This is a genomic window from Streptomyces sp. NPDC059582 (assembly GCF_042735715.1).
In the GTDB taxonomy this organism is placed as follows: Bacteria; Actinomycetota; Actinomycetes; order Streptomycetales; family Streptomycetaceae; genus Streptomyces.
Genome location: NZ_JBHWCC010000043.1, coordinates 1 through 24957 on the forward strand (window position 1 = coordinate 1; position 24957 = coordinate 24957).

Sequence of the window (24957 nt, forward strand, 5' to 3'; positions counted from 1 at the left end):
TACGAGCGGAAATCCGAACACTTCCTTGCCTTCGTCGGCATAGCCGCAGCCCTCATCTGCCACCGCCGACTCACCAACTGAAACGACGTCTAAGCACCTGGGCTCCCTGACCACAGCATCGCTTTGCCACCTGGCCAGGCCCACTGGTGGATGGAGCGGATCAGTGTCAGCGGCAACAGGTAGCCTGCGGCGATCACGCCGACACAAGGGAGGCTCCATGGCAGCTACCGCCCTCACGAATCCCACTAGGTTGTGGGCGGCGCAGGAGGTCTTGAGCCGGTCGAACCCCGTGCCCGCGGCATCCGGTGTGTACGGGTGGTACTTCGAGCAGGCACCCCACCCGGGGCTGGTTGCCGGACGCATGCTCTATGTCGGCATAGCACCGCGGTACATGGCGAACCGGACCAGCACGCAGAATCTTCGGGACCGCGTGCGCTACCACTTCCGGGGCAACGCCGAAGGGTCAACGCTGCGGAAGTCTCTCGGCTGTCTGCTCGACTTGGAGCTGCGACGAGTGGGCAGTGGCAAGCGGATGACGTTCGGCCAGGCCGGCGAGGCGAAACTCAGCCAGTGGATGGCGGACAACGCTCGCGTTTGTTGGGTAGAGCATGAGGAGCCCTGGACGCTGGAGTCTGAGCTCATCTCGCAACTGGACCTGCCGCTGAACCTAGACCAGAACGGCGACAATGCTTTCCACGCTCAGCTCAAGGAGATCCGAGCCAGAGCACGGCAGCGGGCCAAGGAACTTCCCATCAGCGCGTAGAGGCCCACAGCCTGACATCACCGGTTGACATCAACGACGACGGACCGGAGCGCACAGGGGCGGCCACGACCCGAAAGCTGATGCAGCCCCACGGGCGCGTTACCCGAAGCGGATGAGGTCCGCAATCGAACTCCTAAAGCGTGCTCACCTCCTCCGAACCGTGGACGGAACCCGCCGCCCCGGAGAGGGCACAACGAGGGCACAACAGCATCGCTTCAACAGCAGCCAACGCCCGCAAACGCCGTTCTGCCTGGTCAGCGACGTACCTTTACAGTCGCCGCAGAGAATGCCCGAAGGGGCGGCACCCCCGCACAGGGTCCCGCCCCTCTGCCCGCGTGCGGGGGGCGTCGTCCAGGTCAGCCGTCCTAGCTCCGTCTCGTTCGCAGCCGTGCGCGGTCGTTCAGGACCGTCCCCTCAGCCCTGCCGTCCACGCCGTCCGCACGGGATTGACGCGCCTGAAGACCCCGGATCATGCCCTGACCAGCCCGGACAAACCTGCAAAGCGGTCAGACTTTGCCCGCCGGGTTGAAGCACCGCCTCAGTCACTGGAATCCGGTGGAGATCCCGGGTTGCGGTCTCGGTATGCCTGAAGCAGGTCGACATCGATCTGCCAGAGCGCGTCGGGAAACGGGGGCGCGTTCACGCTACGAAGGCCGAGGTCACGGCGCGCTGAGTTGACGAAGGCGCGCTCTGCCACGAACAAACTCTCGTCTAGATCGCTGGGAACGCCGCCGGCGCCATGCACAGCCCGAGCAACCGCGATGCGACGCGCAATGCTCGTGAGCAGATGTGCTCGATCAATCGTCTCTTGGTCATGAGCTATCAGCTGCACCTCGGTGAAGGCCGATTCCATGGCCTCTTGGTACTTGGCACCCTCCGTCCCAATGCCAGGGATGAGACGTTGGCCTATCTCATCCCTCCCAGGGCGGGCCCGCACCTCAATTTGAACGTGGGGGCCAGATACGTTGAGCCGGTAGTCTCTGACTGAGGCAACCAAGGCCCCGTACGCCACGCGCCGGACTTCCCGCCAGAGCCTTGCCTCCTCACGCCTCCACGCCCGATCCTGCGCCCGAGACGACAACAGACCGCCGAACCAAACACCCACCAGTGCACTGAGTCCGGTCAGCCACACCGCAACGTCCATGCCCACCCCTCGGATCGCCCCATGCTGCGGTCACGGTAGGCGCCTGCACACGCACTGATGGACCTACCGTCTCAGTTTCCGTCTCATTCATGCCCGTACGCGGCCGGCCGGAGCCGTACGCCCGGCCCGACAGAGCACGGTGTCCGTACGGGCACGAACGCCGATGAACGCCCCTGGATCATGCTCTGACCTGCCCGGACAAACCTGCAAAGCGAGTTACGCGGGTTCGATTCCCGCCACGGCCTCCAGTGGATCCGGACGGGCGGCAGGGTGTTCTACGCGTACAGCCCTCCGCCCGCCTGGTCACCGAACATCTCCGGCCAGTAGCGCCAGCCGTCGTCCATGGGGGTCGACGGGGTCGGGTCGCAGGCGATCGGGTCGGTCGAGGCCAGGGTGCGGGACATCGTCTCGGCCAGTTGGTCGTAGGCGTCGGTCAGGCCGTGCACCGTGTCGAGGGTCTTCTCCTGGTTGATCAGCCACAGCGTGAACGCGAGGGTGGACACGTCGGCGTTGAGAGGGCGCAGGGTGACGTCGACCTCGCTCCAGCACAGGACCGCGCCGGTGGTGCCGTCGACGAGCAGGCTGGTGTCCTCCAGGAGGTGGCCGAGGCGTATCAGGCGCTCCGCGTCGGCGGGGAGGTAGGAGGCGATGCCGTCGTCCTGGCCGTCCTCCCGCTCGGTGGCGTAGTACTCGGCGAGGGACGGCAGCGGCACGTCCGTGTCCAGCGAGAACCAGTAGCCGTCCTCCGGCAGGCCCGCCTCCCGCAGGAAGCGGCGGGTCGGCTCGTGGGTGAGCCCGGACGGGAAGTCGACGTCCTCGAAGCGGGCGATCCGGCCCGCGCCGAAGGCGTCGTCGAGCAGGCGGGACGGCAGGTCCAGCGCCAGCCCGGACGCGGTGCCCGGGCCCGCCACCAGGGCCAGCGGTCGGATCACCGCCGTCATCCTCCAGAAGGGGCCCGGATCGCCGTCCGTGCCCTCCTCGAACAGCGCGAGGAGACGGCGGGACGCCTCGGTCACCACCTGCGGCCCGAGCCGGCCCGCGTACGAGGCGAACTGGCCGCGCAGGGCCGCCAGTTCGTCCGTCGCCGTCGCGAACCGCACCAGCTTCTCCAGCGAGGGCGCCAGCGGGCGGGTGTGCATCAGGTCGGGGCGGTCGTGGAAGAAGTACGTCGTCGAGATCTCGCCGGTCGCGCCGTCGAGCAGGACCGACTCGGTCTCGCGGCCGTCCGCGCCCAGGATCCCGCCTATCACCAGCCGGTCGCGCAACTCGGCCGCCAGACGGTCGGGGTCGCCGGTGGAGTCCGCGACCGTGCGCAGGCCGTCCGTGCGCAGGGCGTCGAAGGACAGCAGGTCGCCGTCGGCGGGCAGCCCGGGGCCGCTCAGCCAGCGGCGGGTCGGCGCGTGCGTGACGTACGGATCCAGTTCGTCCGCGGTGAGTGTGATCACCGCGGTGCCGGCGGCGTCGGTCGTGCTCATCGTTCCCCCGTGCGTGAAGTCGCTGTGCGAGTCGCTGTCCCCTCCGGAGCCGGTGCCCTCCCGAGGACGTCCCCTTGGAGCCGGTGCCCCGCGGCGGGCCGTCCCCCGGCCGGTCGCACCGGTCGGGACCACTGGTTCGTCCCACTGCCCGGAACACTACGCGGCACCACTGACAACGGCCCCGACTTGAACAGACGTCGCGACGGCCCCGACCGTTCCCGCCTCGCACCGGCCGGTGACCGGCGGCCCGTGGACAGCGGCCGGTGGACAGCGGCCGGTGACCGGTGGCCGGTGGACAGCGGCCGGTGACCGGTGGCCCGTGGCCGTAGTCCGGTGACGGACAGAGCTCGTGGCCGGTGACCGCAGTCAGGTGACCCGGACTGTGCTCAGGTGAAGTACACGCCGCCCAGCACCACGGCCAGCGCCGCCGGCACGAACAGCACGACCCACATCAGCAGCCTGCCGACGCCGGGTGCCGGTTCGTAGCGCGGGAACCCGGGCTCGGGCGCGGTCACTGGGACGTCACCACCGCGGCCTGCGGGCGGATCGGCAGCCGGTTCACGGGACGGCCGGTGGCGGCGCGTACGGCCGAGGCGATCGCCGCGGGCGACGTCACGACCGGCACCGCGCTGACGGCCTTCGCGCCGAAGGGCGCGACCACGTCCCGCTCCTCGACCAGCTTGACGATGCGGATGTCGGGCGTGTCCAGGGCGGTGGGCAGGGCGTACCCGGTGAGGTCGGGGTGGCGGACGAGCCCGCGCGGGGTGCGCAGGTTCTCCGTGAGGGCGATACCGACGCCCTGGGTGACGCCCGCCTCGATGCGCGCGACCAGCTGGTTCGGGTTCAGGACCCGGCCGACGTCCTGCGCGACGGCGAGTTCCACGACCCGGACCGCGCCCAGCTCGATGTCGACGTCGACGACCGCGCGGATCGCGCAGAAGGCGAGCCCCACGAAGGCGTCGCCCTGGCCGGACTCGTTCAGCGGTTCGGTGGGGTGCGGGCGGCACTGGGCCGTGGCCCACAGCTCCTTGCCCTCCAGGGCCTCCGTGACGGTGGTGGACAGGACGCCGTCGTACGACGTGATCTTGCCGTCCGTGATCTGGAGCAGCTCGGTGGACATGCCGAACTTGTGCGCCAGGGGCTGGAGGAGCTGCGTACGGACCATCTTGGCGGCGCGTTCGACCGCGCCGCCGGACACCCAGGTGTGGCGGCCGCGGCTGCCAGGTCCCGCGGGCGGCTGGTCGGTGTCCACCGGCGCCACGTGCACCTCGTCGATGCCCAGCGTCTCCTGGACGATCTGGCGGGCCAGCGTGGTGAAACCCTGGCCGGACTCCACCGCGGCGCACAGCACGGTCGCCACGCCGTCGTGGACCTTCACCGTCGCCGTGGAGACCTCGTCGGCGCCTTCCGCGCCGAGCATGTGGACCATGCCCACGCCGTAGCCGACACCCCGGCGCACCGCGCCCGGTTCGCCCGCGCCCTCGGGGCCGCCGGGCAGCAGCCACTCGTCCTCGGGGGTGTCCTTGGGCAGTGCCGGGAGCGGGAAGTCCCGTACGGCCTGGAGGAGTTCGGCGACCGGTGCCGGGCAGGTCACGCTCTGGCCGGTGGGCAGGACGTCCCCGGTGGCCAGGGCGTTGCGCAGGCGCAGTTCCGCGGGGTCGAGGCCGAGCTTCTTGGCGAGCTTGTCCATCTGCGCCTCGTAGGCGGCGCACACCTGCATGGCGCCCTCGCCGCGGACGTGGCCGGAGGGCGGGTTGTTGGTGCGGACGGCCCAGCCCTCGATGAAGGCGTTCGGGACGATGTACGGGCCGCAGGCGAAGGAGACAGCGGCGGCCAGCGCCTCCGCGGAGGTGTCTGCGTACGCGCCGGCGTCCAGCAGGATCTGCGCCTCGACCTTCACCAGCCGGCCCTCGGCGTCGGCGTGGTGGCGGTAGCGCAGCAGGGTGGGGTGCCGGTGGACGTGCCCCAGGAAGGACTCCTCGCGCGTCGCGGTCAGCTTCACCGGGCAGCCGGTCTTCAGCGCGAGCAGGCCGAGCGGGAGCTGGAAGCCCTGGTCCTCGCGGTCGGCGGTGGCGCCGGGGACACCGGTGACGACGATCTTGACGCGTTCCGGTTCGAGGCCGAAGCAGGCGGCGGCGGTGTCGCGGTCGGCGTGCGGGTCGGTGGAGGCCAGATAGAGCTCGACGCCGCCGTCGGGGCGGGGCACGGCGAGACCGGCCTCGGCGCCGATGGGGGCCGGGTCCTGGCGGCCGATGCGGTACTGGCCCTCGACGACGATCTCGCCGACCGCGTCGGGGTCGCCGTGGTGCAGCGGGATGTGGCGGATCAGGTTGCCGTCGGGGTGCAGGGGTTCGGCTTCGAAGGCCTGCTCGGGGTCGATGACCGGCTCGTGGACCTCGTACTCGACGATGACGGCCGCCGCGGCCATGCGCGCGGTGTCCGGGTGGTCGGCGGCGACGGCGGCGATGGGCTCGCCGTGGTGGCGGACGACTTCCGAGGCGAACACCGGGCGGTCGGCTCTGCCACGTCCGTGCAGCGCGCTGCCGGGAACGTCCTCATGGGTGACGACGGCGCGTACGCCGGGCATGTCGCGCGCGTGGCTGGTGTCGATGGAGACGATGCGCGCGTGCGGGTGCGGGGAGCGCAGCACGGCGGCCCACAGCAGGCCCTCGGCCCACAGGTCGGCCGCGTACGGGAACGTGCCCTCCGTCTTGGCGCGGGCGTCGGCGGGGCGCAGCGAGGCGCCGAGGCCGTGCGGGATCGGTTCGGGGGCGGGGGTCGGCTCCGCGGCGGTGGTCGCGGTGGCGGTTTCGTTGCTCACGCCTGGCCTCCGTCCTGGCCGTACGTCCGGTCGTGCGGTCCCGGTGTCCCGGGGGCCCCTGGGGTGTCGAACGCCGACGGGTTGACGCCGCCCGCGCCCGGACCCGCCTGGTGCGGGATACGGGGCTCGTCCGCGTCCGGTTCGGCCTCGGCCGCGGCGTGCGCCTCGCGTTCGGCGACCACCTCGCGTACGGCGTCCAGGACGCCCCGGTAGCCGGAGCAGCGGCAGAGGTTGCCGCACAGGGCCTGGCGGGTCTCCAGCTCGGTCGGGGCCGGGTTGCCCTCCAGGAGGTCGTGCACGGTCATCGCCATGCCGGGCACGCAGAAACCGCACTGCACGGCGCCGCACTTGGCGAGCGCCCGCTGCACGTCCGAGGAGTGTCCGTCGACGGCCAGGCCCTCGACGGTACGGACCTCGCTGCCGGCGGCGGTGACGGCGGGTACCAGGCAGGAGGCGACGAGCCGGCCGTCGACCTGGACGTTGCAGGCTCCGCACTCGCCCTGCGAGCAGCCGTCCTTGGCGCCCGCGAGCCCGAGCCGTTCGCGCAGCACGTACAGCAGCGACTCGCCGATCCAGGCGCCGGTGACGGGCCGGTCGGAGCTGTTGACGCGCAGGACGTAGGAGGCCAGGGGGTGGTCGTCGTGGGGAGGTTCGGCGGCGGCCTCGGAGTCCGGGGCGGGGCCGGCCGTCGGCTCGTCCGCCGGTGCCTGCTCCTGCGCGGGCGCGGTGGCGTCCTCGGCCGCGGGCTCAGGTGCCCCCTCAGGGGCCCCAGCGGCCCCGTGGGCGTCCAGGGGCACGCCATCGGCCTCCCGGGCCTCCAGAGGCGCGGGAGCGGGCTGTGCGGGCGTGTACGGCTCGGCGTGGGTCTCCCGCACGGGCTGGGCGTGGCCGGGCTGTTCGTCGGGCCGCGCGAGCGCCTGCTCGCCCCAGGGCTGTCCGGCCCCGCTGGTCTCACCGGTCGCCCAGGGCGCGGACGCGCCGCCGGGGAGGGTGGCGGGCGGGGTGCCGCCCCACTGCTCCACCAGTGCCGATGTGGTGAACTCGCCCGATTCGTCCGGAAGGTCGCCTCCGGCCACCGGGATCGACCACTGGCCGGTCACGTCGTGGCCGGGTGCCGGGGCGGACTCGGCGGCCGCGGTGTCCTCGAAGGTCCACTGGCCGGTGGACCCGGGGTGGTACGTGAACCGGTCGCCGCCGCCCGTCTCCTGGGGCACGGCGTCGGAGTCCGGCCACCGGACGGCGTCGGCGGGCACCGACCAGGTGCCGGTGGCCGCCGGGTCGGTCGACGCGTCCGGGTGGGACGTGGCCGTTATGCGCGGCGGCACGTAACCGTGACCGGGCGCGGCGAGCGGACTGTCGCCGCGCGCGGCCAGCAGGGCGTCGATGCCGCCCTCGGGAAGCTTCACGAAGGCGGTGGCGCCGTCGTCGTAGTCGCCCTGGGGCAGCGGGTCCCAGCGGCTCCCGCTCCGGGGCGTGTCCTGTCCGTGCTGGTCGTCGGTCACGACAGCGCCCTCCCCAGTGCTCGTCGGGCCAGCGCGGCGACGGTGCGCCGCAGGTGCAGTACGGCGGGCGGAAGCTGCGGTACGGAGCCGTCCGCCTCCGGGACCGGGTCCGGGATGCAGGCCGCGGCGACGTACTCGCCGAAGGCGTTCAGCGCCTCCGGGACGATCGCGCGGCCGTTGTCCCAGTCGATGAGCCGGGCGACCCACTGCTCGGCCTCCAGGGGGCGCAGCGGCATCGGCGCTATGGCTCCGACGGCACACCTGACGCCGCGCCGGGCGGGGTCCAGGACGAGCGCCACGGACGCGGTGGCACGCCCGGGTCCGGTACGGCCGGTCGCCTTCAGGAAGACCTGCGGGGCGTGCAGCAGCGGCACGCGCACGTAGCCGATGAGTTCGCCGGCGCGCAGCATCTCCATGCCCGCCAGCAGGTGCGAGACGGGCATCTCGCGGCGGGCGCCGCCGGGGCCCGCGATGATCAGCGTCGCCTCCAGGGCGGCCAGCACCGGAAGGGCGTCCCCGGTGGGCGACGCCGAGGCGATGTTGCCGCCCAGGGTGCCCGCGTTGCGGATGTGCGGGGGGCCCGCGGCGCGCGCGGCGGCGGCGAGGGCGGGGATCAGGGCGGCGAAGTCGGGGCGGCCCATCCGCGCATGGGTGAGGCCGGCGCCGAGCAGCGCGTGGCCGTCCTGGTACTGCCAGCCGCGGATCTCGCTGATCCGGCCGAGGCCGACCAGGGCGGCCGGCCGGAGCTGGCCGGAGTTGACCGCGGCCATGAGGTCGGTGCCGCCGGCCACCGGCACGGCGGCGGGCATGGCGGCGAGTGCCGCCACGGCCTCGTCCAGCGTCGTGGGCAGCGTCACGGCCTGCGCCGCCTGCGGTGCGTGCGTGGTCAAACCGGCTGCCCCTTCCCGCTGCCCCACCTGGTCCCACCTGTGCTGCCGTACGGTACGTGCTGACAGGGCGGACGTGGCAACTCTGGCACATCTTCGCGGGACCCGAACGCGGGGGTCCGCTAGGAGGCATTCGCCCACCTCATTGCGGAGATGGTCCGGTTTCGCACGGCATCACCGGTGCGTGCCGATTGACACTCTTCGGTGACCCTTGTGCGGCTTTTCCGTGACCTGTTCGGGGCGGCCCCGGCGGTGCCGCCGCTCCTACCGGCTCGGGGGCGGACCGTCGATCGGGCGGCCGAGCACGCCGGGGCGCCGCTGCCAGGGGTGCGGGCCGGCGGGCGGCCGGTAGCCGACGCCGAGGGCGTCAAGTCGCCGGTAGTGGAGGGCCATCCGCCGCTCGAAGTCGGCGAAGTCCCGTTCCGCGGGTTCGGGCAGGAGCCCCCAGGCGACCTCGGCGAACGCCGCGAGCCTCGGAAAGGCCTGGTAGTCCACGCGCGCCTGGTCCTCCATCACCTCGGTCCACACGTTGGCCTGCGTGCCCAGCACGTGCCGGGCCTGTTCCTCCGTCAGCTGCGCGGGAACGGGCTCGAACCGGTAGACGTCCTCCAGGGTGCGGACATATCCGATCGGGACGGGCTCGTCCGCGCCGGGATCCTGCCGGTGGTCCAGGTACACCTGCTGCTCGGGACACATCACGACGTCGTGGCCGGCCCGCGCGGCGGCGATCCCGCCCTCGTAGCCGCGCCAGGAGGACACGGCCGCGCCCGCGGCCAGCCCGCCCTCCAGGATCTCGTCCCAGCCGATGAGCCTGCGCCCGCGCGCGGCCAGCCAGGTGTCGAAGTGCCCGATGAACCAGGCCTGGAGGGCGTCCTCGTCGGCGAGTCCGAGCTCCTTGATGCGGGCCTGCGCGGTGGGCGACCGCCGCCACTGGTCCTTGAGGCATTCGTCACCGCCGACGTGGACGAACTCCGAGGGGAACAGGTCGAGCAGTTCCTCGAACACGCCCTCGTAGAAGCGCACGGTGGCGTCGGTGGGGGCGAGCACGTTCGGCGAGATCCCCCAGTTGTCCCAGACGGTGAGGGCGGAGGTGTCGACGACATCGGTGTTGCCGAGTTCCGGATACGCGGCGATCGCGGCCTGCGAGTGCCCCGGCACGTCGATTTCCGGGACGACGGTGATATGCCGCTCGGCCGCGTAGGCGACGATCTCGCGGATGTCGTCCTGGGTGTAGTGGCCGCCGTGCGGCTTCTCCTCCCACAGCGCGGAGGCCCGGTGGCCGAATTTCGTGCGCGACCGCCAGGAACCGGTCCGCGTCAGCTTCGGATACCGCTTGATCTCGACGCGCCAGCCCTGGTCGTCCGTCAGATGGAAGTGGAAGACGTTGAGTTTGTGCGCGGCCATCAGATCCAGATAGCGCAGCACGCCTTCCTTGGGCATGAAGTGCCGGGCCACGTCGAGCATGAGGCCGCGCCAGCGGAAGCGGGGCCCGTCCTCGATGGTCTGGTGCGGGATTCCGTAGGTGACGCCCGGCCGGACCGGGGCCCGCCGGAAGGCGTCGGGCCCGAGGAGCTGACGCAGTGTCTGAGCGCCCCAGAAAACCCCGGCCGCGCTGCCGCCCCGGATCTCGATGCCCCAGGTGGCGTTGACGGCGAGCTTGTACGCCTCGGGCTCCAGGGTGTCGTCGAGGCGCAGTCGAAGTGAGCCTGGGGCGTCCTCGGGACCCGGCGGCAGGGACAGGCCCAGGGCCGGGCCGAGGGTGCCGCGCAGCCAGCGTTCCGTGCCGCCCGTGCCGGGCGCGGCCCATACGGTGGTGTCCTCGTCCAGCGCGACACCGCAGCTCATGGGCCCCGCCATGGTGCGTGGGGCCGGGATCAGGTCCGTCGAAGAAGTCACGTCAGTCCTTTACCGCTCCGCCCAGTCCGGAGACCAGCCGTCGCTGTACGAGTACGAAGAAGATCAGCACCGGGATCGTCATCACCGTCGAGGCGGCCATCACGCCGCCCCAGTCCGGCTCGTCGGGTTTGTAGAACACCAGAAGGGCCATCGGCAGCGTCGACCGGGAGGTGTCGCTGATGATGAAGGACTTGGCGAACAGGAAGTCGTTCCAGGCGGAGATGAAGGAAAACACGCTCGTGGCGACGAGCCCCGGCAGGACGAGCGGGAAAAGGATCTGCCAGAGGAATCGCGCGCGGCTCGCTCCGTCGATGTACGCGGCCTCCTCCAGTGCCTCCGGTACGGCTTTCACGAACCCCCGCAGCATCCAGATCGCGAACGGCAGCGAGAAGGCGATGTGGGGCAGGATCAGCGACCCCAGGGTGTTCAGCCGGCCGGCGTCCCGCATGAGGAAGAACAGGGGAATCGTGAGCGCCTCCACGGGCACCATCTGGGCCACCAGGAACATGATCAGCAGGGTGGTCCGGAAGCGGAAGCGGAATCGCGTCACGGCGGTCGCGGCGAGAAACGCGATCAGCGCGGAGGCGATCACGACGGAAGACGACACGACGAGACTGTTGAGGAAGTAGCGGCCGAATTCCTGTTGTCCGAACACCCGTCGGAAGGAATCCAGGGTCGGCGCCGGGGTCCAGGGCCGCGGCTCGGCCGACTCGATCTCCCCGGCCGGTTTGAAGGCGCTCAGCACCATCCAGTACAGGGGGAACGCGACCACGACCGCGATCAGCAGCGCGGCCGTCTCGGCGAGCGCGCGCCCGGGCCGGGTGACCTTCAGGCCCCTCACGACTCTCACAGTTCCTCCCCCTGCCTGCGCAGCAGCCGCAGGTAGACCAGCGTGACGGCGAGCAGGATCAGCAGCGTCACGACGCCGATCGCCGAGCCGAGGCCGTACTGCGAGGACGCGAAGGCCTGCTGGTAGGCGTACACGTTCAGGACGAGGTTCTGGCCGGCGATGCCGCCGCCGTTGGTCATGACGTAGATCTGGGTGAAGACCTTGAAGTCCCAGATGACCGACTGGATGGTGACCACCGTCAGGATCGGCCGCAGGATCGGCGCGAGCACCGAACGCCACACGCGCCACTGCGAGGCGCCGTCCAGTTCGGCCGCCTCCAGCACCTCGCCCGGTACGGCGCGGATACCGGCGTAGACCGTCACCATCACGAACGGGAAGGAGCACCAGACCACTTCCAGCAGCACCAGGAGGAAGGCGCTGTAGCGCCCGTACGTCCAGGAGTGGTCGCCGAGTCCGAGGATCCGGTTCACCGGTCCGAAGTCCGGGTCGAACAGGAGCAGCCAGACCGTGGAGCCGGTGACGGCCGGGGTCGCCCAGGCGCCGAGCGCGGCCAGCATCAGGGCGAGCCGGGGCACGGCCCGCACACGGGTGAGCAGCACGGCGAGCGCGCACCCGACGGCGAGGGTCGACATCACACAGGCGGCCGCGAACAGCACGGTCGCCAGCAGCACCTGCCAGAACCGCTCGTCCCCGAAGAGGGCCGCGTAGTTGCCGAAGCCCTGGAAGGTGGTCGGCTCGCCGCCGCTGACCTGGGCCTGGGTGTACCGGAAGAACGAGATCAGGCCGAGCTGGTAGATCGGGTAGGCCAGCAGGCCGCCGAGGACGACGAGGGCGGGGGCCAGGTAGAGCCAGGGGGTCCAGGTGGCGCGGTTGCCCATCCGCCTCACCCGGCGGAACCGAACGCGTCGTTCATCTTCGTCGCCGCGTCCTTCGAGGCCGCCGCCACGTCCTTCCGGCCGCTGACGACCTCCTGGAACATGGTCGGCAGGACGAGGGAGGAGTCGATCTGGGACCAGGCGGGCGAGGCCGGGACGAACTTGGCGCCGGCCGAGAGGGTCTCGACGAACGGCTTCACGTACGGCTTCTCGGCGGCCGCCTTCTCGCGGACGTCCGTGAACGTGGGCAGGAAGCCCATCGCGCCGAAGAGTTCGGTCTGGGACCGCTTCGACGCGAGCTGTTCCATGAGGCCGACGGCGAGGGTGCGGTGCGAGGTGCTCTTCAGGACGCCGATGTTGTTGCCGCCCGCGAACGCCGGGGCGATCGAGCCGGCCGTGACGCCCGGCAGCGGGACGACCGCGTACTTGCCCTTCACCTTCCCGGCCTCCACGGCCGTGTGGCTGAAGTCGCCGCCGATCGCCATGCCCGCCTTGCCCGCGGCGAACGCGGTGACCGTGTCGTTGCCGCCCATGCCGGCGCACTTGGCGGCCGGACAGTTGGCGTCGGAGAAGAGCGAGGTGTAGGCCTTGATGCCCTTCTGGGCGGCCGCGCTGTCGATGGCGGAGGCGTACGAGCCGTTCTTGCCGTCGGCCAGTTCGCCGCCGTTGGCCCAGATGAACGGCATCGCGCCGTAGGTGTAGGCGCCGCCGACGACCAGGCCGTAGAGGTCGGGCTTGGCGGCACGGATCGTACGGGCCGTCGAGGCGAGCTCGGCCATCGTCCGGGGCACCTCGAGGCCCAGCTCCTCGAAGACGTCCGTGCGGTAGTACAGGGCGCGGACACCGACGTAGAAGGGCGCGCCGTAGACCCTGCCGTCGACGGTGACCGACTGGCGGGCCGTGGGGTCGGTGTCCTTGGCCTCGCTCCAGGTGCCGAATTCCCCGGTGATGTCGAGGAGTCCGCCGTCGTGGACGTAGCCGGCGGTGTCGGTGTTGCCGTACTCCATGACGTCGGGGGCGGACTTCGGGTCGTTGAAGGCTGCCTTGACGCGTTGGGCGCGGGTCTCCACGGGGATGTACTCGACGTCGACCTTCGTGCCCTCGTGGGCCTTCTCGAAGGCGGCGACGACCGAGTCGACGACCTGCTCCTTCGGCTTGTTGCCGACCTCCTGGAAGAGCCAGACGCGCAGCGTGCCGGTCTTGTCGTCCTTGTCCGAGGTGGAGTCGGCGGAGGTCTGGGGGGCGCAGGCGGCGCCGACGAGGCCGAGGGCGAGCAGGAGCGCCGCTGGCGCGGCGCGTCGGACGGACAGCTTCATGTTCATGAGGTGCTCCTCCGAATGCGTTGCAACATGCGCAATGACGGTTTCGCTGTGCACAACACTGCGGAGGCTAGGGACTTCATGAACACGCCCACAAGAGGTCTCAACCACTCTGTGACCGGCCGATGCACTCCTTGCAACGGCAAAACACACGAAGGCCCCCGGAGGGCGCCAAAGCGCACTCCGGGGGCCTTCTGGAAGTCCGAGGGGTTGCTACTTGCCGTCGCCGCCCTTGCCGCCCTTGCCGTCGCCGCCGCCGGCGCCCATGGAGTCGTAGATCTCCTTGCACATGGGACACACCGGGTACTTCTTCGGGTCACGGCCCGGCACCCAGACCTTGCCGCACAGCGCCACGACGGGGGTCCCGTCGAGGGCGCTCGCCATGATCTTGTCCTTCTGGACGTAGTGGGCGAAGCGCTCGTGGTCGCCGTCGCCGTGGGACACCTGTGGCGTCGGCTCTACGAGGGTCCCCGTACCAGTCCCGCGCTCGGGCTCGAGAGTGCTCATACGGCCAAGGGTACTGAAACTCACCCGCGTCAGTTGAGCGACGGGTCGTCCGGATACGTGGCCACCATCGCCAGTTCGTTCCGTTGACGGCGCAGGACCTCGCGCCAGAGCCGCTCGGGGGACGGGGAGGAGACGTCGCCCGGCTCGGACTCGACGACGTACCAGGCGCCCTCGACCAGTTCGTCCTCCAACTGGCCGGGACCCCAGCCGGCGTAACCGGCGAAGATCCGCAGCGAACCGAGGGCCGAGGCGAGCAGCTCCGGCGGAGCCTCCAGGTCCACCAGCCCGATCGCGCCGTGCACCCGGCGCCAGCCCAGCGGCGCACGTTCGGCCGAACCACCGCCCGGGATCACCGCGACGCCCAGCGCGGAGTCGAGGGAGACCGGACCGCCCTGGAAGACCACGCCCGGCTCGCCCGCCAGGTCCGCCCAGCCCTCCAGGATGTCGCGCACCCCCACCGGCGTAGGACGGTTGAGGACGACACCGAGGGAGCCCTCCTCGTCGTGGTCGAGGAGCAGCACCACCGCACGGTCGAAGTTCGGGTCCGCCAGGGCGGGCGTTGCCACGAGCAGCCGCCCTGTGAGCGAGGACACCTCGGTCATGCCAGACATGATCCCGCATCTGCCCGTCGAGTGGGGAGCCGATGCGGGCACGGGAGTGACGGCAGCTCAGGGCGCACGGACGCATCCGACGCGCACGCCGACGTCCGTGACCCCGCGTGTCCGCCGCGGAACCGTTCGTGTTGTGGCACAGCTATGACGTCGCTGAGCGGTACTTGGGCTTATGTGAGAGGGGTGCGCGGCGATTAGTCTGTCTCATCGCCCCATGCCCACCTCATCGGAACGCGAGATACATGACCGTCAACGGCAATGACGACGTACTGCTTGTCCACGGCGGAACCCCGCTGGAGGGTGAGATCCGTGTCCGCGGTGCGAAGAACCTCGTACCGAAGGCCATGGTCGCCGCCCTGCTGGGCAGCGCGCCGAGTCGCCTGCGCAATGTTCCCGACATCCGTGACGTGCGGGTCGTACGCGGACTGCTCCAGCTGCACGGGGTGACGGTCCGTCCTGGTGAGGAGCCGGGCGAGCTGGTGCTGGACCCCTCGCACGTGGAGAGCGCCAATGTCGCCGACATCGACGCGCACGCGGGTTCGAGCCGCATCCCGATCCTGTTCTGCGGCCCGCTGCTGCACCGGCTGGGCCACGCGTTCATCCCCGGGCTCGGCGGCTGTGACATCGGCGGCCGGCCGATCGACTTCCACTTCGAGGTGCTGCGGCAGTTCGGCGCGAAGATCGAGAAGCGGGCGGACGGCCAGTACCTGGAGGCCCCGCAGCGGCTGCGCGGCACCAAGATCCGGCTGCCGTACCCGTCCGTCGGCGCCACCGAGCAGGTGCTGCTGACGGCCGTTCTGGCGGAGGGCGTCACCGAGCTCGCCAACGCCGCCGTGGAGCCGGAGATCGAGGACCTCATCTGCGTCCTGCAGAAGATGGGCGCCATCATCGCGATGGACACCGACCGCACGATCCGCATCACCGGTGTGGACTCGCTCGGCGGCTACACCCACGCGGCCCTGCCGGACCGCCTGGAGGCCGCCTCGTGGGCGTCCGCGGCGCTGGCGACCGAGGGCAACATCTACGTCCGCGGCGCCCAGCAGCGCTCGATGATGACCTTCCTGAACACCTACCGGAAGGTGGGTGGCGCCTTCGAGATCGACGACGAGGGCATCCGCTTCTGGCACCCGGGCGGCCAGCTGAAGTCCATCGCCCTCGAGACGGACGTGCACCCGGGCTTCCAGACGGACTGGCAGCAGCCCCTGGTGGTCGCGCTGACCCAGGCCACGGGCCTGTCGATCATCCACGAGACGGTCTACGAGTCCCGCCTGGGCTTCACGTCCGCGCTCAACCAGATGGGCGCGCACATCCAGCTCTACCGCGAGTGCCTGGGCGGTTCCGACTGCCGCTTCGGCCAGCGCAACTTCCTGCACTCCGCGGTCGTGTCCGGCCCCACCAAGCTCCAGGGTGCCGACCTGGTCATCCCCGACCTGCGCGGCGGCTTCTCGTACCTCATCGCCGCCCTGGCGGCCCAGGGCACGTCCCGCGTCCACGGCATCGACCTGATCAACCGGGGCTACGAGAACTTCATGGAGAAGCTCGTCGAGCTCGGCGCGAAGGTGGAGCTGCCGGGCAAGGCGCTCGGGTAGCGGCGACACGTGGGTACGACGATGGGGCGGTCCCCGGTGAGGGGGGCCGCCCCATTGGCGTCACTGAGTCTCGTACGTCGTCCCGAGACGCACGCGGAGGCTACTTGCCCTTCGCGGCTTCCTTGAGCTTGCTGCCCGCGGAGACCTTCACGCTGTAGCCGGCCGGGATCTGGATCGGGTCGCCGGTCTGCGGGTTGCGCGCGGTGCGAGCGGCACGGTGGGTGCGCTCGAAGGTCAGGAAGCCGGGGATGGTGACCTTCTCGTCGCCCTTGGAGACGATGTCGCCGACGACCTCGGCGAACGCGGCCAGCACGGCGTCGGCGTCCTTGCGGGTCACCTCGGCGCGGTCGGCCAGCGCGGCCACCAGCTCACTGCGGTTCATGTTGTTACTCCCGTGTTCTTCTTGCCGTTGAGGCGTGCCACGCGGCGGAGCCGCATATTGGGCACAGCGAAGTCGATGCTGCCAGGGTCCTCGGACAGGCCCCGGACCCGGGTCCGTCGTCAGACCCTCGCGCCCAGAGACGCATCCTGCCCCCACCTGCGGCGGGAAAGCCAATCCGGCACCCGCAGGAGTCGTGAGAACACCCTTGGGAGTCACACGAAAAGAGGGGTCCGAGTCCGGCCGTCACGATAGAGGGCCATCGGGGCCCCCGTTCCGCGACGCGCCGGGGCGGAACCCGACCGTGGCAATCGTCACAGCGCCCGCACCGCGGCCGGGTTTCCCGCGTATCCGAGCCTACGAGGCCGACGCGCCCGCGGCCTTCGCGGCTTCCCGCACCGCTCCGGCGACGGCGCCCGCGACCTTGTCGTTGAAGACGCTCGGGATGATGTAGTTCGGGTTGAGCTCGTCCTCGGTCACCACGTCGGCGAGAGCCTTGGCGGCCGCGAGCATCATCTCCGTGTTGACGGTCCTGGACTGCGCGTCCAGCAGGCCGCGGAAGACGCCCGGGAAGACCAGCACGTTGTTGATCTGGTTGGGGAAGTCGGAGCGGCCGGTGGCCACAACTGCCGCGCTCTGACGAGCGATTGCCGGGTCCACCTCGGGGTCCGGGTTCGCGAGCGCGAACACGATCGCGTCCTCGGCCATCGTCGCCACGTCGTCGCCGTCCAGGACGTTCGGGGCGGAGACGCCGATGAAGACGTCCGCGCCGCGCACGGCCTCCTTCAGCGTGCCGGTGAGGCCCTCGGGGTTGGTGTTCTCGGCGATCCAGCGCAGCGGCGAGTCGGCGGCGGCGCCGACCAGGTCCTCGCGGCCGCTGTGCACGACGCCGTGGATGTCGGCGACGACCGCGTTCTTCACGCCCGCGGCGAGCAGCAGCTTCAGGATGGCCGTGCCGGCCGCGCCGGCGCCCGACATGACCACGCGCACGTTCTCCATCGCCTTGCCCACCACACGCAGGGCGTTCGTCAGGGAGGCGAGGACGACGATGGCGGTGCCGTGCTGGTCGTCGTGGAAGACGGGGATGTCGAGTGCCTCGCGCAGCCGGGCCTCGATCTCGAAGCAGCGGGGGGCGGAGATGTCCTCCAGGTTGATACCCGCGAAGCCAGGCGCGATGGCCTTGACGATCTCGACGATCGCGTCGGTGTCCTGGGTGTCCAGGCACAGCGGCCAGGCGTCGATGCCGGCGAACCGCTTGAACAGGGCCGCCTTGCCCTCCATGACCGGCAGCGCGGCCTTCGGGCCGATGTTGCCCAGGCCCAGCACGGCCGAGCCGTCCGTCACGACCGCAACGGAGTTGCGCTTGATGGTGAGGCGGCGCGCGTCCTCGGGGTTCTCCGCGATCGCCATGCACACCCGGGCCACGCCCGGCGTGTAGATCATGGACAGGTCGTCACGGTTGCGGATGGGGTGCTTGGACTGCATCTCGATCTTGCCGCCGAGGTGCATGAGGAACGTACGGTCCGAGACCTTGCCGAGGGTGACGCCCTCGATGCCGCGGAGCTTCTCGACGATCTCGTCGGCGTGCCCGGTCGAGGTGGCCGCGATCGTGACGTCGATCCGGAGCTTCTCGTGGCCGGACGCGGTGACGTCGAGGCCGGTCACGGAGCCTCCGGAGGACTCCACGACGTTGGTGAGCTGCGAGACGGCGGTTCCGCTCGCGGGCACCTCCAGCCGGATCGTCATCGAGTAGGAGACGCTGGGCGCCGTTGCCATGGCCGACTTCCTCTGCTTTCACCGTGTCGCTGAGCTGTGCCGTCCGATCGTCGCACCTACCCCCGAGTACGTGGTAGCCGCCCCGGATTGCGAACCTTTTGTTCGTAAGTCCGCGCCAATTTCGGAAACAGACTTTCACCATACGAGAGACGATCAGGCAAAGGAAGAGGCCCACATCACAGGGTGACGTGGGCCTCTTCGACGTTCATGACACCGGCCCGCCATGCTCGCCTCGCGGCAAGTGGTCGCTCGTAGCGACGAAGGTTGGGCCCGGGGGCTTGGATCGAGCCGGTGTCACACCCAGGCTAACAAACGGATCGCGCAAGACCATTCCCGTCAGGAGAGTTCACAGGAAACCGCCTTCGGGTTCACCGGTTCACCGGCGTCAGTCCCTCAGAAGGTCGGGCACCCCCGTCGCGTCCGGTTCGTCCCGCTCGGCCGAGACGACCGTCAGCTGCTGGGTGGCCCGGGTCAGCGCGACGTACAGCACGCGCAGCCCCGCGGGCGACTCGTCCGCGATCTCCGCGGGCGACACCACGACCGTCGCGTCGTACTCCAGGCCCTTGGCCTCCAGGCTGCCGAGCGCCACCACCCGGTCGCCGAGCCCGGCGAGCCAGCGCCTGGCCTCCTCGCGGCGGTTCATCGCGACGACCACGCCGACCGTGCCGTCGACCCGGTCGAGCAGCCGGGCGGCCTCCTCGCGGACCGTCCCGGCGAGCGTGTCCCGGACCACCGCGAAGCGCGGCTCGACGCCCGTGGAGCGGACGGCGGACGGGGACGTGGAGCCCGGCATGGCGAGAGCGAGCACCTTGGCCGCGAGGTCGGCGATCTCGGCCGGGTTGCGGTAGTTCACCGTCAGCTGGAAGCGGCGGCGCGGGCGGCTGCCCAGGGCCTCGTCGCGGGCCTGGGCCGCCTCGTCGGGGTCGGACCAGGACGACTGGGCCGGGTCGCCGACGATCGTCCAGGTGGCGTGCCGGCCGCGCCGGCCCACCATCCGCCACTGCATCGGTGTGAGGTCCTGCGCCTCGTCGACGATGACGTGCGCGTACTCGGTGCGCTCCTGCGCCAGCCGCTCGGCCCGCTCGCGCTGCGACTCCTCGCGCACGGGCATCAGCTCCTCGAGACCCGTGAGCTGGTCGAGCGGGTCCAGCTCGCGGCGCTTGCGCGGGCGGGCCGGGGCGCCGAGGACGGCCTGCAGCTCGTCCAGCATGGCCACGTCGTGCACGGACAGGCCGTCCCGTCTGAGCGAGCGGGCGACCCTGCGCGCCTCACCGGGGTTGAGGATCCGCCGGGCCCAGCGTCCCAGTCGCCGGTCGTCGGCCATCGCCGCCAGCACGGCCCGCGGGGCCAGCTCGGGCCACCAGGCGTCCAGGAACTCGATGAAGCTGTCCTCGGAGGCGACGTCCTCGTCGAAGGAGGAGCGCAGCTCGGCGGCGAGCTCGGGGTCCGTGTGCCGCCCGCCCGCGCCGGACTGCTCCCACAGGGCGTCGAGGAGCAGCTTGCGGGCCCGCGGTCGCAGCAGGTTGACGGGCGCGGTGCCGCCGAGGGCGTTGTGCCGGACGCGCTCCAGCTGCCCCGCCTCCAGTTCGAGGCGGCGCCCGAAGGCGACGACGCGCAGCCGGGTGGGCGAGTCGGGCGACTCCAGGGCGCCCCGCGCGGCCTTGCGCAGCACCCTCAGCATCCGGTGCGAGCCCTTGGCGCGGGCCACCGCCGGGGAGTCGTACAGCGTGGCCTCCGCGCCGTCCACGAGCGAACCGATCGCCCGGATGGCGACCTGGCCCTCCTCGCCGAGGGACGGCAGGACACCCTCGGTGTACGCCACCAGCAGGGGCGTGGGCGAGACGATCAGGATGCCGCCCGCGTACCGGCGCCGGTCCTGGTAGAGGAGGTACGCCGCCCGGTGCAGGGCGACGGCCGTCTTGCCGGTGCCGGGGCCGCCCTCGACGTACGTCACCGAGGCGGCGGGGGCGCGGATCACCAGGTCCTGCTCGGCCTGGATGGAGGCGACGATGTCCCGCATGGTGTGGCTGCGGGCCTGGCCGAGGGCGGCCATCAGGGCGCCGTCGCCGATGACGGGCAGCCGCCGGCCGTCGAGCAGGGCCGTCAGCTCGGGTCTCATCAGGTCGTCCTCGACGCCGAGGACGCGGCGGCCCTTGGAGCGGATCACCCGGCGGCGCACCACCCGGCCGGGGTCGACCGGGGTGGAGCGGTAGAAGGGCGCGGCCGCGGGGGCCCGCCAGTCGATGACCAGGGGGGCGTAGTCCTGGTCGAGGACGCCGATCCGGCCGATGTGGAGCGTCTCGGCGATGTCGGCGGTGTTGTCGTCGCGGACCGCGCCCTCGGCGGGCTCGACGGCGGTGTAGGCGCCGTCGGGCCCCTTCTTGCCGTCCTTGCCGAGGAGCAGGTCGATACGGCCGAAGAGGAAGTCCTCGAACTCGTTGTTCAGCCGGTTGAGGTGGACCCCCGCCCGGAAAACCTGCGCGTCGCGCTCCGCGAGCGCGCCAGGTGTACCGACCTGGCCTCGCTGGGCCGCGTCGTTCATGAGGAACTCGGCCTCATGGATCTTCTCCTCGAGCCTGCGGTACACCCGGTCCAGGTGTTCCTGCTCGATGCCGATCTCCCGGTCACGTACGGAATCTTGCGCTTCGTCGTGAACCGAACCGACCGCGGTTTCCTGTTGAGCCTGAGCGGCCACCGGGCCCCCTTCTGACGTGCTGGGCAGCCGTCAACCGTACGCGAAGGGGGCCCCGCGCGGGAAGTTACGCGTCCACCTCCACCAACCGCTTACCACCGAAGGTCATCACTTCGAAGTGGTCGATCTCGTTGGGGGTGAAGGCGGCACCGCCGTGGACGTAGAGCGGATTCTTCGCCTCTTCGGTCTTGGCGTCCGGCAGTCCGTAGCCCCAGTTCGGCACCGCCCAGGAGGTGACGGTCTCGCGTTCGCCGTTCTTGCCGACGGCGATGAGCGAGCACTTCTCGGGGCCTGCGACGTTCTTGAGCTGGAGGACGGCATGAGTACCCCACGCCTTCTGTTCCACGGCCACGGTCGCGGTGACGTGCGTCGTCGGGTCCGTGGCGGACTTCTTGTCGCTCATGGTCTGGAAGGCGCTCTGAGCGGGACCGGCCGCCATATTGCCGGCGTTGCCGCCGTTGTCCGAGCCTCCGGTCGCCGCCAGCACCGTCAGCGGGCCACCGATGATCAGCGCGGCCGCGGCCGCCACCAGGAAGAACCCGCGCCGGCGCTTGAGGGCGCGACGCTCGGAGACCTCGTCGACGAGCTTCTCCGCCAGCCGTGGGCTGGGCCTGGCGGACAGGGACTCACCGATCGCGGGAGTGCCGGCGCCCGGCAGGTCCGCGAGCGCGGCCAGCATGGGCTCCATCCCGGCGAGCTCGTCGAGCTGCTGGGCACACCATTCACAGGTCGCGAGATGGGACTCGAAAGCGGTTGCCTCTACGTCGTCGAGAATCCCGAGGGCGTAGGCGCCGACGGTCTCGTGCTCGTTCGGTGCCGGAGATCCCTGCATGGGACCAGACATACCCGAACCACCCGTTCCGAACCCCCCGTAAACGCTCATCACGCTGTCACCCCCCGCTCCTCCAGTGCCAGCTTCATCGACCGCAGGGCATAGAACACCCGCGAACGGACCGTGCCGCTCGGTATCCCCAGCGTCTCGGCCGCCTCATTGACCGTACGTCCCTTGAAGTACGTCTCGACGAGCACCTCCCGGTGGGCGGGGGTCAGGTCGTCCAGCGCGTCCGACAGCGTCATCAACCAAAGCGCCTTGTCGATCTCGTCCTCCGCGGGGATGACCTCCAGCGGCGACGGATCGACCTCCTGCGGCCGGGCCTGCCGGCTGCGGTGGCCGTCGATGACGATGCGCCGTGCGACCGTCACCAGCCAGGGGCGTACCGATCCGGTCGCTCGATTGAGCTGACCGGCGTTCTTCCAGGCACGGATGAGTGTTTCCTGTACGACGTCCTCGGCGCGCTGCCGATCTCCGGCGACCAGCCTCAACACATACGCAAGGAGGGGTCCGGCGTGCTCCCGATAAAGAGCACGCATCAGCTCCTCGTCGGGTTCCGAGGGCTGGGACATGCGATGTCGGGCCCTCGATCCATGTTCATTGGCCACGGCGGAATCCTTGCGCACGCCCACCTCCGGTGTCCGGGGGTTCCCCCAGTCGGTCGCTCGTGCACGGGTACGGATGAGGTGTGCGTGGTGTTCAAACCGAGGCGACAGTTTTCTTCGGCGTGCCATGACGTGACGGACATGGGCGCACATTCCCACCGCGCGATCTTTACATTTCCCCCACGCCGACAAGATCGCCGTGACTGCCCGCGCCGCGCCGGGGGCAAACGGAGTGTTGTCGAAATCACTTCGACGACTCTCCGACCCTCCCCTCACAGAAGCCGCAAAGCCGACACCTAGGCTTGGGTGAGGGCAGCGCGACGACGGTGCCGAGCCACCCTTTCGCGGTTTCCGCAGACCTCACTGGAGCACCAACGCCTCCTGCCGCCCCGGGACGTGTCGAGGTAGACGATGGGGCAGTTGTCCCCTTCGCACTGTCGCAGCCCGGCCCGCGCGACGGGGTCCGTGAGCAGCTCCACGCAGTCCCTGGCGACGGCCGCGAGCAGCGCGGCGCACTCCGGCGGACCGTCCAACTCGCGGACGAGAGTGCCGTCCTCGGTGCGGACCGCGCGCGGGACCGGTGGCGCGGGCCGGGCGAACTCGTTGACACAGGCCAGAGCGAGCTCGTACGGACGGACCGGGGCGAGCTCATGCGGGCGGGCCGGGGCGGGGTCGTACGGGCGGGCCGGGGCGGAGAGACAGCCGTGCACCAAACGCCCGGTCTGAGCGCGCAGTTCACGGAACCCGGCGAGCCAGGACCCGTCGGCGTGCGTGAGGGGGGTGCCCGGTGGCACCAGTCCGGACCGGGTGATCCACGCGCACAACGGGGCGAGCGAGCCGAACCGTTCCTCAGGATGAGTGGTCGCGAGGAGATCCAGGCAGATCCGCCCGGCGTCGAACCGCATCTCGTACGGGGCCGTGGCCGTACCCAGTGCCATGTGCCTTTCACCGCCTAGGGGTTGCCCCGGTGGGAGGGCTGCGAGAACCGTTCCCTCCCACAGTGCCCGCCCAGTTGCGCAGCCGGAACCCCCAGTAACTCCTCGGAGTTCCCGACCCGTCCGCTTTGTGTCGGCCCGTCCGGCGTTCGCGGACGCGGCCGTTCAGGACGAAGCGGAGGCTCGGGAGGGGTGGCGCCCCCCGACGACGCTCGCACCGGAGCCGGGTGCCGTCCTACACGTCCGCGTACTTCGCGTCCGCCGCCGGGTCCAGCGCCAGCCGATACCCCCGCTTGACCACCGTCTGGATCAACCTCGGTGCGCCGAGGGCCGTACGGAGCCGGGCCATCGCCGACTCCACCGCGTGCTCGTCGCGGCCCGCGCCCGGCAGCGCCCGCAGGAGTTCCGCGCGGGCGACCACCCAGCCGGGCCGCCGGGACAGGGCACGCAGCAGGGACATGCCCGCCGGCGGCACGGGTTTGAGGTCGCCGTCCACCAGCACCGCGTGTCCGCGGATCTCCACCCGGTGCCCGGCGATCGGCAACGACCGCGCCCGTCCGGGCAGTTCCCGGCAGAGCAGCTGGACGAGCGGGCCGAGCCGGAAGCGTTCGGGCTGGACGGTGTCGACGCCCTGGGCCTGGAGGGGCAGCGCGGTGACCGGCCCGACGCAGGCCGGCAGCACGCCGTGCCGCAGCGCCGCGAGCAGCTCGGGCAGCAGCCCCCGTTCCCCGGCCCGGGACAGCAGGGACGCGGCGGCCGGAGCGCTGGTGAAGGTGACCGCGTCCAGCCCGCGCGAGACGGTGGCGTCCAGCAGCCGGTCCAGGGGTGCGATGTCCGCGGGCGGCATCCAGCGGTACACGGGCACCGCGACGACCTCGGCGCCCGCCGCCCGCAGTGCCTCCACGAACCCCGGCAGCGGTTCGCCGTGCAGCTGTACGGCGATACGGCGCCCGCCGACGCCCTCGTCGAGGAGCCGGTCGAGCACCTCCGCCATCGACTCGCCCGACGGCGACCACTCCTCGGTCAGTCCGGCGGCCCGTACGGCGCCCTTGACCTTGGGCCCGCGTGCCAGCACTGCCGCCCCCCGCAGCCGGTCGAGCAGCGGCTCGCCGAGCCCCCAGCCGTGGGCGGCCTCGACCCAGCCGCGGAAGCCGACGGCCGTGGTGCCCACGACGATGTCCGGTGCCTGGTCGATCAGTTGCCTCGTCACCGCCAGCAACTGCCCGTCGTCGGCGAGGGGCACGGTCCGCAGCGCGGGCCCGTGCAGCACGGCCGCCCCGCGACGCCGGAGCGACGCGCCCAGCTCGTCGGCCCGGCGCGCGGCCGTCACCCCGACGGTGAACCCCGCGAGGGGTCCGGGCACCGGGCGTCGCTCTTCGTCGTACATAGACTCTCGTCCCGCGCTGGAGTGGAGGGCGCCTGTCTGCCGGGCGAGCCTGCCAACAGCGCGTGACAGGTTCGGGTCGGCTGGATGACACCGGTGTTACGCGCCCTCCGTC

21 protein-coding genes are annotated in these 24957 nt (G+C 71.1%); 2 read left to right on the forward strand and 19 right to left on the reverse strand.

All coding sequences use genetic code 11. The features are described 5' to 3' along the window. The first annotated feature begins 217 nt into the window (after window positions 1–217). Window positions 218–763: a GIY-YIG nuclease family protein gene (locus tag ACFV0T_RS30125; protein WP_385785813.1), complete on the forward strand. Its 546-nt coding sequence runs from the start codon at window positions 218–220 to the stop codon at window positions 761–763. Between the two features lie 538 nt (window positions 764–1301). Here the strand turns inward: ACFV0T_RS30125 and ACFV0T_RS30130 are convergent. From ACFV0T_RS30130 to ACFV0T_RS30185, 12 genes are all read right to left on the reverse strand, one after another. Beyond that, window positions 1302–1616, reverse strand: a complete 315-nt coding sequence (locus ACFV0T_RS30130) for a hypothetical protein (RefSeq protein ID WP_385785816.1) — start codon at window positions 1614–1616, stop codon at window positions 1302–1304. Window positions 1617–2182: 566 nt separating this feature from the next. Continuing rightward, complete coding sequence (locus ACFV0T_RS30135; protein WP_385785818.1) at window positions 2183–3382, reverse strand: SUKH-4 family immunity protein; 1200 nt, start codon at window positions 3380–3382, stop codon at window positions 2183–2185. 386 nt (window positions 3383–3768) lie between these two features. Further along, on the reverse strand, window positions 3769–3897 hold the full coding sequence (locus ACFV0T_RS30140; RefSeq protein ID WP_385785821.1) for a hypothetical protein: 129 nt from the start codon (window positions 3895–3897) through the stop codon (window positions 3769–3771). After that, the gene (locus ACFV0T_RS30145; RefSeq protein WP_385785824.1) at window positions 3894–6203 is read right to left on the reverse strand and encodes a xanthine dehydrogenase family protein molybdopterin-binding subunit; all 2310 of its coding nucleotides are present in this window, start codon (window positions 6201–6203) and stop codon (window positions 3894–3896) included. Before ACFV0T_RS30145 ends, ACFV0T_RS30140 begins: the two co-directional genes overlap by 4 nt. After that, window positions 6200–7705: a 2Fe-2S iron-sulfur cluster-binding protein gene (locus tag ACFV0T_RS30150; RefSeq protein ID WP_385785827.1), complete on the reverse strand. Its 1506-nt coding sequence runs from the start codon at window positions 7703–7705 to the stop codon at window positions 6200–6202. The genes ACFV0T_RS30145 and ACFV0T_RS30150 overlap by 4 nt, the downstream gene beginning before the upstream one ends. Then, the gene (locus ACFV0T_RS30155) at window positions 7702–8595 is read right to left on the reverse strand and encodes an FAD binding domain-containing protein (RefSeq protein WP_385785829.1); all 894 of its coding nucleotides are present in this window, start codon (window positions 8593–8595) and stop codon (window positions 7702–7704) included. Before ACFV0T_RS30155 ends, ACFV0T_RS30150 begins: the two co-directional genes overlap by 4 nt. A 261-nt stretch (window positions 8596–8856) precedes the next feature. Beyond that, window positions 8857–10488, reverse strand: coding sequence for a beta-N-acetylhexosaminidase (locus tag ACFV0T_RS30160; protein WP_385785831.1), 1632 nt, complete (start codon window positions 10486–10488; stop codon window positions 8857–8859). Window position 10489: 1 nt separating this feature from the next. Beyond that, window positions 10490–11338 carry a carbohydrate ABC transporter permease gene (locus ACFV0T_RS30165; protein ID WP_385785834.1) on the reverse strand — a complete coding sequence of 283 codons (849 nt, stop codon included), beginning with the start codon at window positions 11336–11338 and terminating at the stop codon, window positions 10490–10492. Beyond that, on the reverse strand, window positions 11335–12216 hold the full coding sequence (locus ACFV0T_RS30170; RefSeq protein WP_385785837.1) for a carbohydrate ABC transporter permease: 882 nt from the start codon (window positions 12214–12216) through the stop codon (window positions 11335–11337). The genes ACFV0T_RS30165 and ACFV0T_RS30170 overlap by 4 nt, the downstream gene beginning before the upstream one ends. A gap of 5 nt (window positions 12217–12221) precedes the next feature. After that, window positions 12222–13529, reverse strand: coding sequence for an extracellular solute-binding protein (locus ACFV0T_RS30175; RefSeq protein WP_385785980.1), 1308 nt, complete (start codon window positions 13527–13529; stop codon window positions 12222–12224). Between the two features lie 216 nt (window positions 13530–13745). Then, on the reverse strand, window positions 13746–14039 hold the full coding sequence (locus ACFV0T_RS30180; protein WP_385785840.1) for a DUF3039 domain-containing protein: 294 nt from the start codon (window positions 14037–14039) through the stop codon (window positions 13746–13748). A gap of 29 nt (window positions 14040–14068) precedes the next feature. Continuing rightward, window positions 14069–14641, reverse strand: coding sequence for a YqgE/AlgH family protein (locus tag ACFV0T_RS30185; protein WP_385785842.1), 573 nt, complete (start codon window positions 14639–14641; stop codon window positions 14069–14071). Between the two features lie 251 nt (window positions 14642–14892). Between ACFV0T_RS30185 and murA the strand changes: the two genes are divergently transcribed. Next, window positions 14893–16239, forward strand: coding sequence for a UDP-N-acetylglucosamine 1-carboxyvinyltransferase (gene murA, locus ACFV0T_RS30190; protein WP_385785845.1), 1347 nt, complete (start codon window positions 14893–14895; stop codon window positions 16237–16239). A 100-nt stretch (window positions 16240–16339) separates the two neighbouring features. Here the strand turns inward: murA and ACFV0T_RS30195 are convergent, their stop codons facing one another. The 7 genes from ACFV0T_RS30195 to ACFV0T_RS30225 all read right to left on the reverse strand — a co-directional run bounded on the left by ACFV0T_RS30195 (window position 16340) and on the right by ACFV0T_RS30225 (window position 24845). Continuing rightward, window positions 16340–16621 carry an HU family DNA-binding protein gene (locus tag ACFV0T_RS30195; RefSeq protein ID WP_004000874.1) on the reverse strand — a complete coding sequence of 94 codons (282 nt, stop codon included), beginning with the start codon at window positions 16619–16621 and terminating at the stop codon, window positions 16340–16342. A 354-nt stretch (window positions 16622–16975) separates the two neighbouring features. Beyond that, window positions 16976–18394, reverse strand: coding sequence for an NAD-dependent malic enzyme (locus tag ACFV0T_RS30200; RefSeq protein ID WP_385785849.1), 1419 nt, complete (start codon window positions 18392–18394; stop codon window positions 16976–16978). A gap of 385 nt (window positions 18395–18779) precedes the next feature. Next, window positions 18780–21089 carry a HelD family protein gene (locus ACFV0T_RS30205; RefSeq protein ID WP_385785852.1) on the reverse strand — a complete coding sequence of 770 codons (2310 nt, stop codon included), beginning with the start codon at window positions 21087–21089 and terminating at the stop codon, window positions 18780–18782. A gap of 64 nt (window positions 21090–21153) precedes the next feature. Beyond that, window positions 21154–21969, reverse strand: coding sequence for an anti-sigma factor family protein (locus ACFV0T_RS30210; protein WP_385785854.1), 816 nt, complete (start codon window positions 21967–21969; stop codon window positions 21154–21156). Further along, window positions 21969–22490: a sigma-70 family RNA polymerase sigma factor gene (locus ACFV0T_RS30215; protein WP_010039908.1), complete on the reverse strand. Its 522-nt coding sequence runs from the start codon at window positions 22488–22490 to the stop codon at window positions 21969–21971. The genes ACFV0T_RS30210 and ACFV0T_RS30215 overlap by 1 nt, the downstream gene beginning before the upstream one ends. A gap of 329 nt (window positions 22491–22819) precedes the next feature. Next, the gene (locus ACFV0T_RS30220) at window positions 22820–23461 is read right to left on the reverse strand and encodes a CGNR zinc finger domain-containing protein (RefSeq protein WP_385785856.1); all 642 of its coding nucleotides are present in this window, start codon (window positions 23459–23461) and stop codon (window positions 22820–22822) included. A 232-nt stretch (window positions 23462–23693) separates the two neighbouring features. Beyond that, entirely contained in the window at window positions 23694–24845 is a 1152-nt protein-coding gene (locus ACFV0T_RS30225) for a uroporphyrinogen-III synthase (protein WP_385785858.1), read from the reverse strand. Window positions 24846–24957: the final 112 nt, after the last annotated feature.

Excerpts from the sequence above, each read along its gene's own strand:
- ACFV0T_RS30125 (WP_385785813.1), top strand. The coding sequence starts at position 218 with ATGGCAGCTACCGCCCTCACGAATCCCACTAGGTTGTGGGCGGCGCAG.
- ACFV0T_RS30185 (WP_385785842.1), bottom strand. The coding sequence starts at position 14,641 with ATGACCGAGGTGTCCTCGCTCACAGGGCGGCTGCTCGTGGCAACGCCC.
- ACFV0T_RS30210 (WP_385785854.1), bottom strand. The coding sequence starts at position 21,969 with ATGAGCGTTTACGGGGGGTTCGGAACGGGTGGTTCGGGTATGTCTGGT.
- ACFV0T_RS30180 (WP_385785840.1), bottom strand. The coding sequence starts at position 14,039 with ATGAGCACTCTCGAGCCCGAGCGCGGGACTGGTACGGGGACCCTCGTA.
- ACFV0T_RS30215 (WP_010039908.1), bottom strand. The coding sequence starts at position 22,490 with ATGTCCCAGCCCTCGGAACCCGACGAGGAGCTGATGCGTGCTCTTTAT.
- murA (WP_385785845.1), top strand. The coding sequence starts at position 14,893 with ATGACCGTCAACGGCAATGACGACGTACTGCTTGTCCACGGCGGAACC.
- ACFV0T_RS30175 (WP_385785980.1), bottom strand. The coding sequence starts at position 13,529 with ATGAAGCTGTCCGTCCGACGCGCCGCGCCAGCGGCGCTCCTGCTCGCC.
- ACFV0T_RS30170 (WP_385785837.1), bottom strand. The coding sequence starts at position 12,216 with ATGGGCAACCGCGCCACCTGGACCCCCTGGCTCTACCTGGCCCCCGCC.
- ACFV0T_RS30220 (WP_385785856.1), bottom strand. The coding sequence starts at position 23,461 with ATGGCACTGGGTACGGCCACGGCCCCGTACGAGATGCGGTTCGACGCC.
- ACFV0T_RS30200 (WP_385785849.1), bottom strand. The coding sequence starts at position 18,394 with ATGGCAACGGCGCCCAGCGTCTCCTACTCGATGACGATCCGGCTGGAG.
- ACFV0T_RS30225 (WP_385785858.1), bottom strand. The coding sequence starts at position 24,845 with ATGTACGACGAAGAGCGACGCCCGGTGCCCGGACCCCTCGCGGGGTTC.
- ACFV0T_RS30130 (WP_385785816.1), bottom strand. The coding sequence starts at position 1,616 with ATGGAATCGGCCTTCACCGAGGTGCAGCTGATAGCTCATGACCAAGAG.
- ACFV0T_RS30195 (WP_004000874.1), bottom strand. The coding sequence starts at position 16,621 with ATGAACCGCAGTGAGCTGGTGGCCGCGCTGGCCGACCGCGCCGAGGTG.
- ACFV0T_RS30135 (WP_385785818.1), bottom strand. The coding sequence starts at position 3,382 with ATGAGCACGACCGACGCCGCCGGCACCGCGGTGATCACACTCACCGCG.